At 66.0% G+C, this 14,160-nt stretch carries 14 protein-coding genes; 13 read left to right on the top strand and 1 reads right to left on the bottom strand.

Features of this window, described 5'->3' with window-relative positions; translation table 11 throughout:
• Window positions 1-18: 18 nt before the first annotated feature.
• Window positions 19-1,233: an acyl-CoA dehydrogenase gene (locus B9Y97_RS05060; protein WP_085525726.1), complete on the bottom strand. Its 1,215-nt coding sequence runs from the start codon at window positions 1,231-1,233 to the stop codon at window positions 19-21.
• A gap of 151 nt (window positions 1,234-1,384) precedes the next feature.
• On the opposite strand from B9Y97_RS05060, the gene B9Y97_RS05055 reads away from it, so the two are divergent.
• The 13 genes from B9Y97_RS05055 (at window position 1,385) to B9Y97_RS04995 (ending at window position 13,958) form a co-directional block, all read left to right on the top strand.
• Entirely contained in the window at window positions 1,385-3,679 is a 2,295-nt protein-coding gene (locus B9Y97_RS05055; RefSeq protein WP_085525725.1) for a bifunctional salicylyl-CoA 5-hydroxylase/oxidoreductase, read from the top strand.
• A complete protein-coding gene (locus B9Y97_RS05050) occupies window positions 3,676-4,416 on the top strand; it encodes an SDR family NAD(P)-dependent oxidoreductase (RefSeq protein WP_085525724.1) in 741 nt (246 codons plus the stop codon). The genes B9Y97_RS05055 and B9Y97_RS05050 overlap by 4 nt, the downstream gene beginning before the upstream one ends.
• Window positions 4,413-4,871, top strand: coding sequence for a MarR family winged helix-turn-helix transcriptional regulator (locus B9Y97_RS05045; RefSeq protein WP_085525723.1), 459 nt, complete (start codon window positions 4,413-4,415; stop codon window positions 4,869-4,871). The genes B9Y97_RS05050 and B9Y97_RS05045 overlap by 4 nt, the downstream gene beginning before the upstream one ends.
• Entirely contained in the window at window positions 4,855-5,667 is an 813-nt protein-coding gene (locus tag B9Y97_RS05040) for an enoyl-CoA hydratase family protein (protein ID WP_085525722.1), read from the top strand. The genes B9Y97_RS05045 and B9Y97_RS05040 overlap by 17 nt, the downstream gene beginning before the upstream one ends.
• Entirely contained in the window at window positions 5,667-6,827 is a 1,161-nt protein-coding gene (locus B9Y97_RS05035; RefSeq protein WP_085525721.1) for an acyl-CoA dehydrogenase family protein, read from the top strand. Before B9Y97_RS05040 ends, B9Y97_RS05035 begins: the two co-directional genes overlap by 1 nt.
• Window positions 6,828-8,459, top strand: a complete 1,632-nt coding sequence (locus B9Y97_RS05030) for an AMP-binding protein (RefSeq protein ID WP_085525720.1) — start codon at window positions 6,828-6,830, stop codon at window positions 8,457-8,459.
• Between the two features lie 150 nt (window positions 8,460-8,609).
• Entirely contained in the window at window positions 8,610-9,743 is a 1,134-nt protein-coding gene (locus B9Y97_RS05025; RefSeq protein WP_085525719.1) for an ABC transporter substrate-binding protein, read from the top strand.
• 61 nt (window positions 9,744-9,804) lie between these two features.
• Window positions 9,805-10,722 carry a branched-chain amino acid ABC transporter permease gene (locus tag B9Y97_RS05020; protein WP_085525718.1) on the top strand — a complete coding sequence of 306 codons (918 nt, stop codon included), beginning with the start codon at window positions 9,805-9,807 and terminating at the stop codon, window positions 10,720-10,722.
• 1 nt (window position 10,723) lies between these two features.
• On the top strand, window positions 10,724-11,707 hold the full coding sequence (locus tag B9Y97_RS05015; RefSeq protein WP_085525717.1) for a branched-chain amino acid ABC transporter permease: 984 nt from the start codon (window positions 10,724-10,726) through the stop codon (window positions 11,705-11,707).
• Complete coding sequence (locus B9Y97_RS05010) at window positions 11,700-12,452, top strand: ABC transporter ATP-binding protein (RefSeq protein ID WP_085525716.1); 753 nt, start codon at window positions 11,700-11,702, stop codon at window positions 12,450-12,452. The genes B9Y97_RS05015 and B9Y97_RS05010 overlap by 8 nt, the downstream gene beginning before the upstream one ends.
• On the top strand, window positions 12,452-13,141 hold the full coding sequence (locus B9Y97_RS05005) for an ABC transporter ATP-binding protein (RefSeq protein ID WP_085525715.1): 690 nt from the start codon (window positions 12,452-12,454) through the stop codon (window positions 13,139-13,141). The genes B9Y97_RS05010 and B9Y97_RS05005 overlap by 1 nt, the downstream gene beginning before the upstream one ends.
• 2 nt (window positions 13,142-13,143) lie before the next feature.
• Window positions 13,144-13,554, top strand: coding sequence for an acyl-CoA thioesterase (locus B9Y97_RS05000; protein WP_254900854.1), 411 nt, complete (start codon window positions 13,144-13,146; stop codon window positions 13,552-13,554).
• The gene (locus B9Y97_RS04995) at window positions 13,551-13,958 is read left to right on the top strand and encodes a RidA family protein (protein ID WP_085525714.1); all 408 of its coding nucleotides are present in this window, start codon (window positions 13,551-13,553) and stop codon (window positions 13,956-13,958) included. The genes B9Y97_RS05000 and B9Y97_RS04995 overlap by 4 nt, the downstream gene beginning before the upstream one ends.
• Window positions 13,959-14,160: the final 202 nt, after the last annotated feature.

Raw genomic sequence — 14,160 nt, 5'->3', positions numbered from 1 at the left:
ATCGGCCGCGGGCCGGCTTCACTGAAAGGCCTGGTGCCCGGTCTGGGCCCGGCCGAGGATCAGGGCGTGGATATCGTGGGTGCCCTCGTAGGTGTTGACCGCTTCGAGATTCATGACATGGCGGATCACCGGGTATTCATCGCTCACCCCGTTGCCGCCGTGCATGTCGCGCGCTTCGCGGGCCACGGCCAGCGCCTTGCCGCAATTGTTGCGCTTCATCATGCTGATGAGTTCCGCGGAGGCCGCGTCCTCGTCCATCAGCCGGCCGAGCCGGAGGCAGCCCTGCAGGCCGAGCGAGATCTCGGTCTGCATGTCGGCCAGCTTCTTCTGGATCAACTGGGTGGCAGCAAGCGGGCGGCCGAACTGGGTGCGGTCCATGGTGTAGCTGCGCGCCGCGTGCCAGCAGGCTTCGGCGGCGCCGAGGGCGCCCCAGGCGATCCCGAACCGCGCCCGGTTGAGGCAGCCGAAGGGGCCGGCGAGCCCCGAGACATGCGGCAGGAGGTTTTCTTCGGGCACGAAGACCTCGTCCATCTGGATCATGCCGGTGATCGAGGCGCGCAGCGAGAACTTGCCCTCGATCTTCGGCGCGTTCAGCCCTTTCATGCCCTTTTCCAGCACGAAGCCACGGATCTTGCCCTCGTGGGCGTCGGACTTGGCCCAGACGACGAAGACATCTGCGATCGGTGAATTGGTGATCCAGTTCTTCGCGCCCGAGACCAGGTAGCCGCCATCGACGGGCTTTGCCCGGGTGACCATGCCGCCGGGGTCGGACCCGTGGTCGGGTTCGGTCAGGCCGAAACATCCGACCCATTCGCCGCTGGCCAGCTTCGGCAGGTATTTCTGCCGCTGCTCCTCGCTGCCGTAGGCGAAGATCGGGTGCATCACCAGGCTGGATTGCACCGACATCGCCGACCGGTAGCCGCTGTCGACCCGCTCCACTTCCCGCGCGATCAGCCCGTAGGAGGTGTAATTCGCGCCGACGCCGCCGTATTCCTCGGGAATGGTCGCGCCGAGCAGTCCCAGTTCGCCCATCTCGGTCATGATCTCGCGGTGGAAAACCTCGTTGCGATTCGCCTCGACGACGCGGGAGAGAAGCTTGTCCTGGCAATAGGCCCGGGCCGAATCGCGGATCATCTTTTCCTCTTCCTCAAGCTGGTTATCCAGCAGGAAGGGGTCATCCCAGGTCATCGCGGGCGGCTTCTGGCGCGCATGTTCGGGGGTGTTCCTGGTCATGACAAGCTCCGTTGTGTCTCGGGATCGTCTTAGCTGGCAGGGCAAATTACTTCAAGTATGAAAGTTTAAGCTTGAAACATAATTGGAGCTTCTCTAGCCTTGATCGCGAGGGGCTATGCGCCCTGCTTCATGCGCTTCGGAGGGTTCGTTCGTGAAAGTCATCTGTCTTGGGGGCGGTCCGGCGGGCCTCTATTTCGCCATTTCCATGAAGCTTCGGGATCCGTCCCACGACGTGACCGTGCTGGAGCGCAACCGCGCGAACGATACCTTCGGCTGGGGGGTCGTGCTGTCGGACGACGCGCTGGAGCGGATGCAGAAGAACGATCCCGAGAGCACCCAGGCGATCCGCGATCACTTCGCCTACTGGGACGATATCGCAGTCGAGCACAACGGCGTGCGCACCGTGTCGGGCGGGCACGGTTTCGCCGGGATCGGGCGGATGCAGATGCTGATCCTGCTGCAGGAGCGAGCGCGCGCGCTTGGCGTCAACCTGCAATTCGAGAGCGAGTTCAAATCGGCCGAGGAATACCGCGCGGACTACGATCTCGTGGTCGCCGCCGACGGGATCAACTCGCTGGTGCGCAAGGAATACGAGGACGTGTTCCGCCCCGATATCGACACCCGCCTGTGCAAGTTCATCTGGCTCGGCACCCACCAGAAATTCGACGACGCCTTCACCTTCATCTTTGAGAAGACCGAGCACGGCTGGATGTGGGCGCATGTCTACCAGTTCAACGACGACACGGCGACCTTTATCGTCGAATGTCTGCAGCCCACCTGGGATGCCTGGGGGTTCGAGCACATGACGAAGGAAGAAACGGTCGAGACCTGCCGCAAGGTGTTCGAGAAATACCTTGGCGGCCATGACCTGATGTCGAACGCCAGTCACCTGCGCGGCTCGGCGGTGTGGATGAACTTCCCGCGCGTGATCTGCGAGAAGTGGTATCACGAGAATGTCGTTCTGGTCGGCGACGCGGCGGCGACCGGGCATTTCTCGATCGGGTCTGGCTCGCGCCTGGCCTTCGACAGCGCGATCGCGCTGGCCGACTACCTGCACTCGGAGCCGAGCCTGGAGCGGGCATTTGAGCGCTACCAGGACGAACGCCGGCTCGAGGTTCTGCGGCTGCAATCGGCGGCGCGCAACTCGCTGGAATGGTTCGAGGACGTGGAGCGCTATCTCGATCAGGACCCGGTCCAGTTCAATTACAACCTGCTGACCCGGTCGCAGCGGATCAGCCACGAAAACCTGCGGCTGCGCGATCCCGACTGGCTGGAGAGCGCCGAGCGCTGGTTCCAGACCCAGGCCGGCGTTGCCCCCGATGCGCCGGTGCGCGCGCCGATGTTCGCGCCGTTCCAACTTGGCGACATGGCGCTTGAGAACCGCATCGTCGTCTCGCCAATGGCCCAGTACAAGGCGGTCGATGGCTGCCCGACCGACTGGCACTTCGTCCACTACGCCGAGCGCGCCAAGGGCGGAGCTGGGCTGGTCTATACCGAGATGACCTGCGTCTCGCCCGAGGGGCGGATCACGCCCGGCTGCCCCGGTCTCTACGCCCCCGAACACGAGGCGGCCTGGAAGCGGCTGGTGGATTTCGTCCATGCCGAGACGGAGGCGAAGATCTGTTCGCAGATCGGCCATTCCGGGCGCAAGGGCTCGACGCAGCTTGGCTGGGAGGAGATGGACGCGCCGCTCGCGGCGGAAAACTGGGAGCTGATCTCGGCCTCGGCGATCCCGTGGTCGAAGCGCAACGCCCCGCCCCGCGCGATGACCCGGGACGACATGGACGAAGTGCGCGACCAGTTCGTCGCCGCGACTGAAATGGCCGCGCGCGCCGGGTTCGACATGGTCGAACTGCACGCCGCACACGGTTACCTGATCTCGTCCTTCATCTCGCCGGTGTCGAACCGGCGCGATGATGACTACGGCGGCAGCCTTGAGAACCGCATGCGCTACCCGCTGGAGGTGTTCGGCGCCATGCGGGCGGCCTGGCCTGAGGGCAAGCCGATCTCGGTGCGCATCAGCGCCCATGACTGGGTCGGCGAGGATGGCGTGTCCCCGGAAGATGCGGTGGAGATCGCGGGCATGTTCCGCGCAGCCGGCGCCGATATCATCGACGTGTCGGCCGGGCAGACCAGCGTGGAGGCGCAGCCGGTCTATGGCCGGATGTTCCAGACACCGTTTGCCAACCGGATCCGCAACGAACTGAACATGCCGACCATGGCCGTGGGCAACATCTACGAGACCGACCACGTCAACTCGATCCTGCTGGCGGGTCGTGCCGATCTGGTCTGCCTCGCGCGGCCGCACCTGGCCGATCCCTACTGGACCCTGCACGCCGCCGTGGAGCTGGGCGACACCCATGTCAAATGGCCCGATCCCTATCTGGCGGGCCGCGACCAGGCCTATCGCCTGCGCGAGAAGCAACAGGAGGCGATCCGGGTATGACGCTCGAAGGGCACCGCGTATTGATCACCGGCGGGGGCACCGGTGTCGGCGCCGACATGGCGCTGGCCTTTGCCGCGGCCGGTGCCGAGGTGATCTGTTCGGGGCGCCGCGCCGGTCCGCTCGAGGCAGTGGCTGCGCAGTCGCCGGCGATCCGGGCGATCCCCGCCGACGTGACCGACGAGGCGTCAGTTGCGGCGCTGTTCGAGGCGGCGGGGCCGGTCGATATCGTCGTCGCCAATGCGGGTGCGGCCGAGAGTGCGCCTTTCGCCAAGACCTCGCTCGAACGGTGGAACCGGATGCTGGCGGTCAACCTCACGGGGGCATTCCTGACCTTGCGGGCTGGCCTGGCGCAAATGGATGGTTGGGGGCGGCTGATCGCCGTCGCCTCGACCGCCGGGCTGAAGGGCTATGAATACGTGGCGCCCTATGCGGCGGCCAAGCATGGCGTTGTCGGGATGATCCGCTCCGTCGCGCTGGAGGTGGCACGACGCGAGATCACCGCCAACGCGCTTTGCCCCGGGTTCCTCGACACCGAGATGACCAGCCAGTCGATCGCCAATATCGTCTCAAAAACCGGGATGTCGGAGGCGGAGGCCCGCGCCGCGCTGACCAAGCACAACCCGCAGGGCCGGCTGATCCGGCCCGCCGAGGTGAGCGCCGCGGCGCTGTGGCTGTGCGGGCCGGGCTCGGAGGGGATCAACGGCCAGGCGGTCGCGATCGCGGGGGGCGAGGTATGAACGCACTGGCTCCGCTCGACCGCCGCCGCCTGCGGACATGGCTCCGGCTGTTGCGCGTCACCCGCCGCACCGAGAACCATCTGCGCGAATTCCTGCGGCTGAACTTCGACACCACCCTGCCGCGCTTCGATGTCGCCGCCGCGCTGTATCGCAGCGCTGGCCCGATGAAGATGAGCGATCTCAGCCAGCGTCTGCTGGTGTCGAACGGCAATGCCACCGCCGTGGTCGAGCGCCTCGAAAAGGACGGGATCGCGCGCCGCATTCCGAGCGAGATCGACCGCCGGGTGGTTCTCGTCGAGCTGACCGGCGACGGCCGGACATGGTTCGAGGAGGTCGCGCGGGCGCACGAGGCGGAGATCGACAGGCTGTTCGCGCGGCTCGGCCACGCCGAACTCGATACCATCCGTGATCTTCTGCATCGCGTCGAAGGAGAAAACGATGACCAAGATGGCTGACCTGAAACCGCGGCATTTCGAATGGAGTTGCACCGGGCAGATCGCGACGATCCGCCTGAACCGCCCGGACCGCAAGAACCCGCTGACCTTTGAAAGCTACGCCGAGCTGCGCGATACCTTCCGGGCGCTGGCCTATGCCACGGATGTTGACGTGGTGATCTTCGCGTCCAACGGCGGCAATTTCTGCTCCGGCGGCGATGTGCACGATATCATCGGCCCGCTGGTGGGCATGGAGATGAAAGACCTGCTGGCCTTCACCCGCATGACCGGCGACCTGGTCAAGGCGATGATCGGGTGCGGCAAGCCGATCATCGCGGCGGTCGACGGGGTCTGCGTTGGTGCCGGTGCGATCGTCGCCATGGCGTCGGACCTGCGGCTCGCCACCCCGGAGGCCAAATGCGCCTTCCTGTTCACCCGCGTCGGGCTCGCCGGCTGCGACATGGGTGCCTGCGCGATGCTGCCGAGGATCGTCGGGCAGGGGCGCGCGGCCGAACTGCTCTACACCGGGCGGACGATGTCGGCGGAAGAGGGCGAGCGCTGGGGTTTCTGGAACACGTTGCATGCCGCCGACCATCTCGAAGCGGAGGCGCGCAAGCTCGCCGAACGGCTCGCGGCCGGGCCGACATTCGCCCATGGCATCACCAAGACCCAGTTGAACCAGGAATGGAACATGGGGCTCGACCAGGCGATCGAGGCCGAGGCCCAGGCCCAGGCGATCTGCATGCAGACCCGCGATTTCGAGCGGGCCTATCACGCCTTCGTCGGGAAGGAAAAACCCGTGTTCGAGGGCGACTGATGGCCGACCGAAGCTTTCTCGACTGGCCGTTCTTCACGCCTGACCATGCCACCTTCGCCGGGGCGCTGGACGATTGGGCAGGCCGGGAGCTGGCGGCGATCGACCACGGCGACACCGAGGCCGCCTGCCGCGCGCTGGTGCGCCGGATGGGCGAGGCGGGATGGCTCGTGCACACCGCCGCGGAGGCGGGCGAAAGCCTCGATGTCCGCCGCCTGTGCCTTGCCCGCGAAACCCTGGCCCGCCACGACGGGCTGGCCGATTTTTCCTTTGCCATGCAGGGACTTGGCACCGGCGCGATCTCGCTGTTCGGTACCCCGAAACAGCAATCCGAATGGCTGCCCCTCACCCGCAGTGGCCAGGCGATCTCGGCCTTCGCCCTGACCGAGCCGCAATCGGGCTCGGACGTCGCCAATTCGACGATGACGGCGGTGCGCGACGGCGAATCTTACGTGCTCAACGGCGAGAAGACCTGGATCTCGAACGGCGCCATCGCGGATGTCTTCACCCTGTTTGCCCGGACCGGCGATGCGCCGGGCGCGCGCGGTCTGTCGGCCTTCGTTCTGCCCGCCGGTCTGCCCGGGTTCGAGATCGTCGAACGGCTCGAAACCATCGCGCCCCACCCGCTGGCCACCTTGCGGTTCAGCGATTGCCGGGTGCCCGCCAGCGCCATGCTCGGGGCGTCGGGGCAGGGGTTCCGCATTGCCATGTCGGTGCTGGACGTGTTCCGCTCGACCGTGGCCGCGGCGGCGCTCGGCTTCGCGCGGCGCGCGCTCGACGAAGCGTTGACGCGGGTCCGGGCCCGGCACGTGCAGGGCGCGCCGCTGTTCGATCTGCAGATGGTGCAAGGCCACATCGCCGACATGGCGCTCGACGTCGATGCCGCCGCGCTGCTGGTCTACCGCGCGGCCTGGGCCAAGGACACGGGCGCCGCGCGGGTCACGCGCGAGGCGGCGATGGCCAAGCTCTTCTCCACCGAACAGGCGCAGCAGGTCATCGACCGGGCCGTTCAGCTGCACGGCGGCGACGGGGTGAAGTCGGGTGAGACGGTCGAGAAACTGTATCGCGAAATCCGGGCCCTGCGGATCTACGAAGGGGCATCGGATGTGCAACGCGTGGTGATTGCCCGCCAGGTGATGGCCCAACACGAAGGGGAGACATGAATGCTTGGACCGAGTGCGCATATCGACACGTTTGCCCGTGACGGGCTGCCGCCACAGGCGCAGTGGCCCGACTTCCTGCTCGACGGCTTCGACTACCCCGAGCACCTGAATGTCGGGGTCGAACTGACCGACGCAATCGTCGAGAGAGGTTTCGGCGACCGCACTGCCCTGATCGGCAACGGACGCCGACGAACCTACAAGGAACTGGCCGACTGGACCAACCGCCTTGCCCGGGCGTTGGTCGAGGATCTCGGGGTCAAACCCGGCAACCGCGTCCTGATCCGGTCGGCCAACAATCCCGCGATGGTGGCCTGCTGGCTTGCCGCCACCAAGGCGGGGGCGGTCGTCGTCAATACCATGCCGATGCTGCGGGCGGGCGAACTGGCCAAGATCGTCGACAAGGCCGAGATCAGCCATGCGCTGTGCGATACCCGGCTGATGGACGACCTCGCCGCCTGCGCCAAGACCAGCCGGTTTCTCAAGACGGTGGTCGGGTTCGACGGCACCTCGAACCACGATGCCGAGCTTGACCGGCTGGCGCTGCAGAAACCGGTGCATTTCGAGGCCGTCCGCACCGGACGCGACGATGTCGCCTTGCTGGGCTTCACCTCCGGCACCACCGGCAACCCGAAGGCCACGATGCATTTCCACCGCGATCTCCTGATCATTGCCGATGGATATGCCCGCGAGGTGCTTCAGGTCACGCCGGACGACGTGTTCGTGGGCTCGCCGCCGCTCGCCTTCACCTTCGGCCTGGGTGGGCTCGCGGTGTTTCCGCTGCGCTTCGGCGCCACTGCGACGCTGCTGGAGAACGCCTCGCCGCCGAACATGATCGGGATCATCGAGGACTACGGCGCGACGGTTTGTTTCACCGCGCCGACCGCCTACCGGGTCATGTTGAGCGCGATGGACGAGGGCGCTGATCTGTCCAGCCTGCGCGCGGCGGTCTCGGCGGGTGAGACCCTGCCGGCGCCGGTCTACGAGGAGTGGATGGCCAAGACCGGCAAGCCGATGCTCGACGGGATCGGCGCCACGGAAATGCTCCACATCTTCGTGAGCAACCGGTTCGAGGATGCGCAGCCGGCCTGCACCGGGCGCCCGGTCACCGGCTACGAGGCCCGGATCGTGAACGACGAGATGATGGATCTGCCCGATGGCGAAGTGGGCCGCCTCGCGGTGCGCGGCCCGACCGGCTGCCGCTATCTCAACGACGATCGCCAGAGCGAGTATGTGCGGGATGGCTGGAACATCACCGGCGACAGTTTCTGGCGCGACGAGGACGGCTACTTCCATTTCGCCGCGCGCAACGACGACATGATCGTGTCCTCGGGCTACAACATCGCCGGCCCGGAAGTCGAAGCCGCGCTATTGGCCCACGAGGCGGTCGCGGAATGCGCGGTCGTGGGGGCGTCCGATCCGGAGCGCGGCCAGATCGTCGAGGCGCATGTGGTGCTGGCGCCGGGTCACAAGGCATCGGCCCAGTTGATCAAGGCGCTTCAGGACCACGTCAAGGACAGCATCGCACCGTACAAGTACCCGCGATCGATCCGGTTTCACACCGCGTTGCCGAAGACGGCCACCGGAAAGATCCAACGCTTCGTTCTGCGTGAACTGCGTCCGCAGACCGACTAGGGTGATTACCGGGGGCCGCGCGGTGATGCCGCGAGCCGAACCCGGCAGGGCGGATCGCGCCGAGCCCAAGCGCGATGCGGACGAGATTGGGCGCAATAAAAAACGGATCCGCAAAGCGGTCCGAACATCGAAACCCAACAGGAGGAAGACATGACACTGAAATCAATGATCGCGGCGGCGGCGTTTGCGGCGCTGGCCGGCGGTGCGCAGGCGGATGTGAAGGTGGGGATGATCACCACGCTTTCGGGCGGCGGCGCGGGGCTCGGGCTCGACGTGCGCGACGGGTTCCTGCTCGCGCTCAAGCAATCGGGGCGCGACGATATCGAGATGATCATCGAGGACGACCAGCAAAAGCCCGACGTGGCGGTGCAGATCGCCGACCGGATGATCCAGGCCGAGGATGTCGACGTGCTGACCGGCATCATCTGGTCGAACCTCGCGATGGCGGTGGTGCCGGGCGCGGTGGCGCAGGGCAAGATCTACCTCTCGCCCAATGCCGGCCCCTCGGCGCTGGCGGGCAAGGGCTGTCATCCGAACTACTTCAACGTCGCCTGGCAGAACGACAACCTGCACGAGGCGGCGGGGGCCTACGCCAATTCGGCCGGCTACACGAATTCCTTCATCCTCGCGCCGAACTACCCGGCCGGGCAAGACGCGCTCACCGGCTACAAGCGGTTCTACGAGGGCGAGCTTTCGGGCGAGGTCTACACCAAGCTCGGCCAGACCGATTACGCCGCCGAGATCGCCCAGATCCGCGCCTCGGGGGCCGACAGCGTGTTTTTCTTCCTGCCCGGCGGGATGGGGATTTCCTTCCTCAAGCAATATGCCGACTCGGGCGTCGATATCCCGCTGATCGGCCCGGCCTTCAGCTTCGACCAGGGCATCCTGCAGGCGGTTGGCGATGCCGCCCTCGGCGTGGTCAACACCAGCCAGTGGGCGAAAGACCTCGACAACCCGGCCAACGCGGCCTTCGTCGAGAGTTTCGAGGCCGAATACGGCCGTCTGCCCTCGCTCTACGCCTCCCAGGGCTTCGACACCGGCAACCTGATGATCAGCGCGCTGGACAAGGCCGAGGTGTCGGACGTGGAGGGTTTCCGCGCCGCGCTCAAGGCGGCCGATTTTGCCTCCACGCGGGGTGATTTCGCCTTCGGGCCGAACAACCACCCGATCCAGGACATCTACGTGCGCGAGGTGATCAAGGAGGGCGATATCTACACCAACAAGACGATCGGCGTCGCCATCGAGAACCACGCCGACGCCTACGCGGCCGAGTGCGGCATGTGATTGAAACCTGCGCCGCCCAGGGCTTCGTGCCGGGGCGGCGCCTGCTGCAGGTGACGCACCGATGTCGTCCATTCTCCTGATCGAGCAGGCCCTGAACGGGCTCCAGTTCGGGGTCATGCTGTTCCTCATGGCGGCGGGCCTGACGCTGATCTTCGGCGTGATGGGGCTGATCAATCTTGCCCATGGCTCGCTGTTCATGATCGGCGCCTTCGCGGCGGCGACCGTCGCGGCGGCGACCGGGTCCTTCCTGCTGGCGCTGGCGGCGAGCCTCGCGGCGGCGGCCGTTGCCGGGGTGATCGTCGAAGTCGTCGTGATCCGCAGGCTCTACGATCGCGACCACCTCGACCAGGTGCTGGCGACCTTCGCGCTGATCCTGATCTTTTCCGAAGGCACCCGCTGGGTGTTCGGGTCCTTCCCGTTGTTCCTCGACCGGCCCGACTGGCTCTCGGGCTCGGTCATGTTGCCCTTCGGCATCCGGTATTCGCTCTACCGGCTGGCGATCATCCTCGTCGGCCTTGCCGTCGCCGCCGCCTTGTTCCTCATGATTTCGCGCACCCGGATCGGTATCCAGATCCGGGCGGGCGAAAACGACCGCGAGATGATCGGCGCGCTCGGCGTGAACATCTCGCTGCTCTACACGCTGGTCTTCGCCCTCGGCGCGGCGCTGGCGGGCTTTGCTGGTGCCCTGATCGGCGCGATCCAGTCGGTGCAGGTTGGGATGGGCGAGCCGGTGCTCATCCTCGCCTTCGTGGTGATCGTGATCGGCGGGATCGGCTCGATCAAGGGGGCTTTCATCGGCTCCATCCTCGTCGGCATGACCGACACGCTGGGGCGCTCGCTGCTACCGGCGCTGTTCGGGCTGTTCATGGACCCTGCCGCCGCCACCTCCGTCGGGGCGTCTCTCGCCTCGATGTCGATCTATATCCTGATGGCCGGCGTGCTCCTGTTCCGCCCCAAGGGCCTGTTCGGAGGGACCTGACATGCGAAGAGAAACCATCCTCAACTTCAGCCTGCTCGGCCTGCTGTTCCTTTTCCCGCTCTGGGCCTGGGTTGCCGACGAGCCGTTCCTGATCACCCTGGCGACGCGGGCGGTGATCTTCGCCATCGCCGGTGTCGGGCTGAACCTCGCCCTCGGCTTCGGCGGGCTGGTCAGTTTCGGCCATGCACTGTTCTTCGGGCTGGGCGGCTATGCGATGGGCATCCTCGCCCATCACGCCCAGACCTATGTACCGATGTTCACCTGGCCTTTCGTGATCGAGGGGACGACCTCCATGCCGATCATCTGGCTCACGGCCATCGCCGTCTCGGCGCTCGTGGCGCTCGGGGTCGGGGCGCTGAGCCTGCGCACCTCCGGCGTCTATTTCATCATGATCACCCTGGCCTTCGCGCAGATGTTCTACTACTTCGCAATCTCCTGGTCGGCCTACGGCGGCGAGGACGGGCTGTCGATCTACGTGCGCAACGAGTTCCCCGGCCTCAACACGATGGACCCGATCCAGTTCTACGCCATCTGCTACGTGATCCTGCTGGTCATGCTGTTCTTCGTGTTCCGCCTGTCGCGCTCCTCCTTCGGGCTGATGCTCGGCGCTGCGCGACAGAACGAGGACAGGGTCCAGGCGCTGGGGCAGGTTCCCTACCGCATGTATCTGACCGCCTTCGTGATTTCCGGCGCGATCACCGGGCTCGCCGGTGCGCTTTTCGCCGATCTCAACCGTTTCGTCAGCCCGGTGATGTTCGACTGGCATACCTCGGGCGAGATCATGATCTTCGTCATCCTCGGCGGCGTCGGGCGCGTGCTTGGCCCGGTGGCGGGCGCAGCGTTGTTCATCCTTCTGGAACACAGCCTCGGCGGCGTGAGCGACTACTGGCACATCTACCTCGGCGCGATCCTGCTGGGCGTGGTGCTGTTCGCGCGCGGCGGATTGTTCGGCCTGATCGCCGGGCGGGAGGTGGCGCATGACTGATCCCGTCCTCGAAGTGCGCGGCGTGAGCAAGAGCTTCGGGGCGCTCATTGCCAGCAACGACATCAACCTCGATCTGTACCCGGGCGAGATCCATGCCCTGATCGGTCCGAACGGTGCGGGCAAATCGACGCTCATCAAACAGATCTCGGGCGGTTTGCGGCCCGACAGCGGCCGGGTGCATTTCGCCGGGCGCGACGTGACCGATCTGTCGACCGCTGCGCGCGCCCGGCTCGGCATGGGGCGGACCTTCCAGATCTCGTCGCTGGCGATGGATTACACCGTGCTGCAGAACGCGGTTCTGGGCGCGCTCGGTCATCGCGGCGATGTCTTTCGCTTCTTCCGACCGGCGATGACTGATCCCGAGTTGCTCGACCGGGCCCGGGATTCGCTGGAAACCGTCGGGCTCGAGGAGTTTCACGCCGTCCGCACCTCAGAATTGTCGCATGGCCAGCGCCGCCAGCTCGAAGTCGCCGTCGCGCTGACCCTGTCGCCCAAGGTGTTCTTGATGGACGAACCGATGGCGGGGCTGGGCGGCGAGGGATCGCATCGGCTGATGGGGTTTCTCGACGGGCTGCGCTCACAGGCGCCGATCCTGCTGGTCGAACATGACATGGATGCCGTCTTCGCACTCGCCGACCGGATCAGCGTGCTGGTTTACGGCGAGATCATCGCCACGGGAACGGTTGGCGAGATCCGCGAGAATCCAGAGGTACGCAGCGCCTATCTTGGCGAGGAGGATGCCTGATGAGCCTGTTGAAGCTTTCGCATGTCTCGGCCTTCTACGGCGCCAGCCAGGCCCTGTTCGACGTGCACCTGTCGCTCGAGGACGGGCAGGTTCTTGCGCTGATGGGGCGCAACGGCATGGGCAAGTCGACCACGGTGAAGGTGATCTGCCGGCTGCTCAGGCATCGCGGCGGCTCGGTCATGTTCGATGGCCATGACCTTGCGCCGTTACCGTCATACCGCGCGGCGCGGATGGGGATCGGGCTGGTGCCCGAGGGGCGGCGCTGTTTCACCAACCTGACCGTGCGCGAGAACCTGATCGCCGCCGCGCGGCCCGGCGTGTGGGACTTTGAAGCCGTGGCGCGGCTGTTTCCCCGGCTTGAAGAGCGCAAGGACCAGCTTTCGGCGTCGCTCTCGGGCGGCGAACAGCAGATGCTGGCCATTGCCCGCGCGCTGATGACAAATCCGCGCCTGCTGATCCTCGACGAAGCCACCGAGGGGCTCGCCCCGGTCGTGCGCAACGAAATCTGGGCCGCCGTCGCCCGCCTCAAGGCGGAAACGGAGATGGCCATCCTCGTCATCGACAAGTCGATCCGGGAACTGTCGCGCGTGGCTGACCGGGCGGTGATCCTTGAAAAGGGCCGCTCCGTCTGGCAGGGGGCGTTCGGCGAACTGGGTGCCGACGTGCGTGACCGGTATCTGGGGGTCTAGGCGTGCAGTACGTGTTTGCGCAAAAGGTGCTCTTCAAGTTCTGCGATCCGGCCGGGATCGTGTTCTTCCCGCGATATTTCGAAATGATCAACGATTGTGTCGAAAGCTTCTTCGACGAGGCGATCGGATTTCCCTTCGAAAAACTGCTCGAGATCGGCGGCGTGCCGACGGCGGAGATCAGCACGCGGTTCAGGGCCCCGAGCCGGCACGGCGACATGCTGACGATCTCGCTGGGCTTCGAAAGGCTCGGACGCAGCAGCCTCGGGCTGTCGATTGTCGGGACCTGCGACGGGGAAGCCCGTTTCGAGTCTACCTCGACACTCGTCTTCGTTGACCGTTCAGGAAAGCCGGCCCGGTGGCCCGAGGCGGTGAGAGACAAGCTGAATTCATACGTGAAAGGACCGCAAAAGTGACGCATGACATCATTCAACCGGACGGCTGGGCCCCGGCGAAAGGGTATGCGAACGGCGTGTTCGCAAAGGACGGCACGCTGTATATCGGCGGCCAGATCGGCTGGGACGAGTCACAGGTGTTCCGCTCCCATGATTTCGTCGGCCAGATGGAGCAGGCGCTGTTCAATATCCGCGCAATCGTCCGCGCCGCCGGCGGAGACGTGACCGACATCGTGCGCCTGACCTGGTATGTCACCGACAAGTCGGAATACCTGGCGCGCCAGCGCGAGGTGGGCGAAGCCTATCGCCGGGTGCTGGGCCGGCATTTCCCGGCTATGACGATGGTGGTGGTCAGCGCCCTGATCGAGGACGCGGCCCTTGTCGAGATCGAGGCCACGGCCGTGCTGGGCGCGGCGCCGGCCTGAGCCGGGGTGCCCTGGCGGCAGCCAGCCTCCCCCCGTCTGCGCTTGCCGGGCGAGGGCGGCGATAGAGGCAGTGCAGGCGGCCTTTCCGAATGATCTGACGGCCCATGCGACGCCGGACGCGGCGCAGACAGCCTTCGCGAAGGATTTAAAAACCTTCAATCGCTCTCCGGCCGCGCGAGCTTGGTCGCGACTGGGGCCTGTG

This window comes from Maritimibacter sp. HL-12, from assembly GCF_900177545.1.
GTDB lineage: Bacteria > Pseudomonadota > Alphaproteobacteria > Rhodobacterales > Rhodobacteraceae > Sinisalibacter.
The sequence above is the reverse complement of the archived record's forward strand: the minus strand, read 5'-3'. Positions and strand labels throughout refer to the sequence as shown.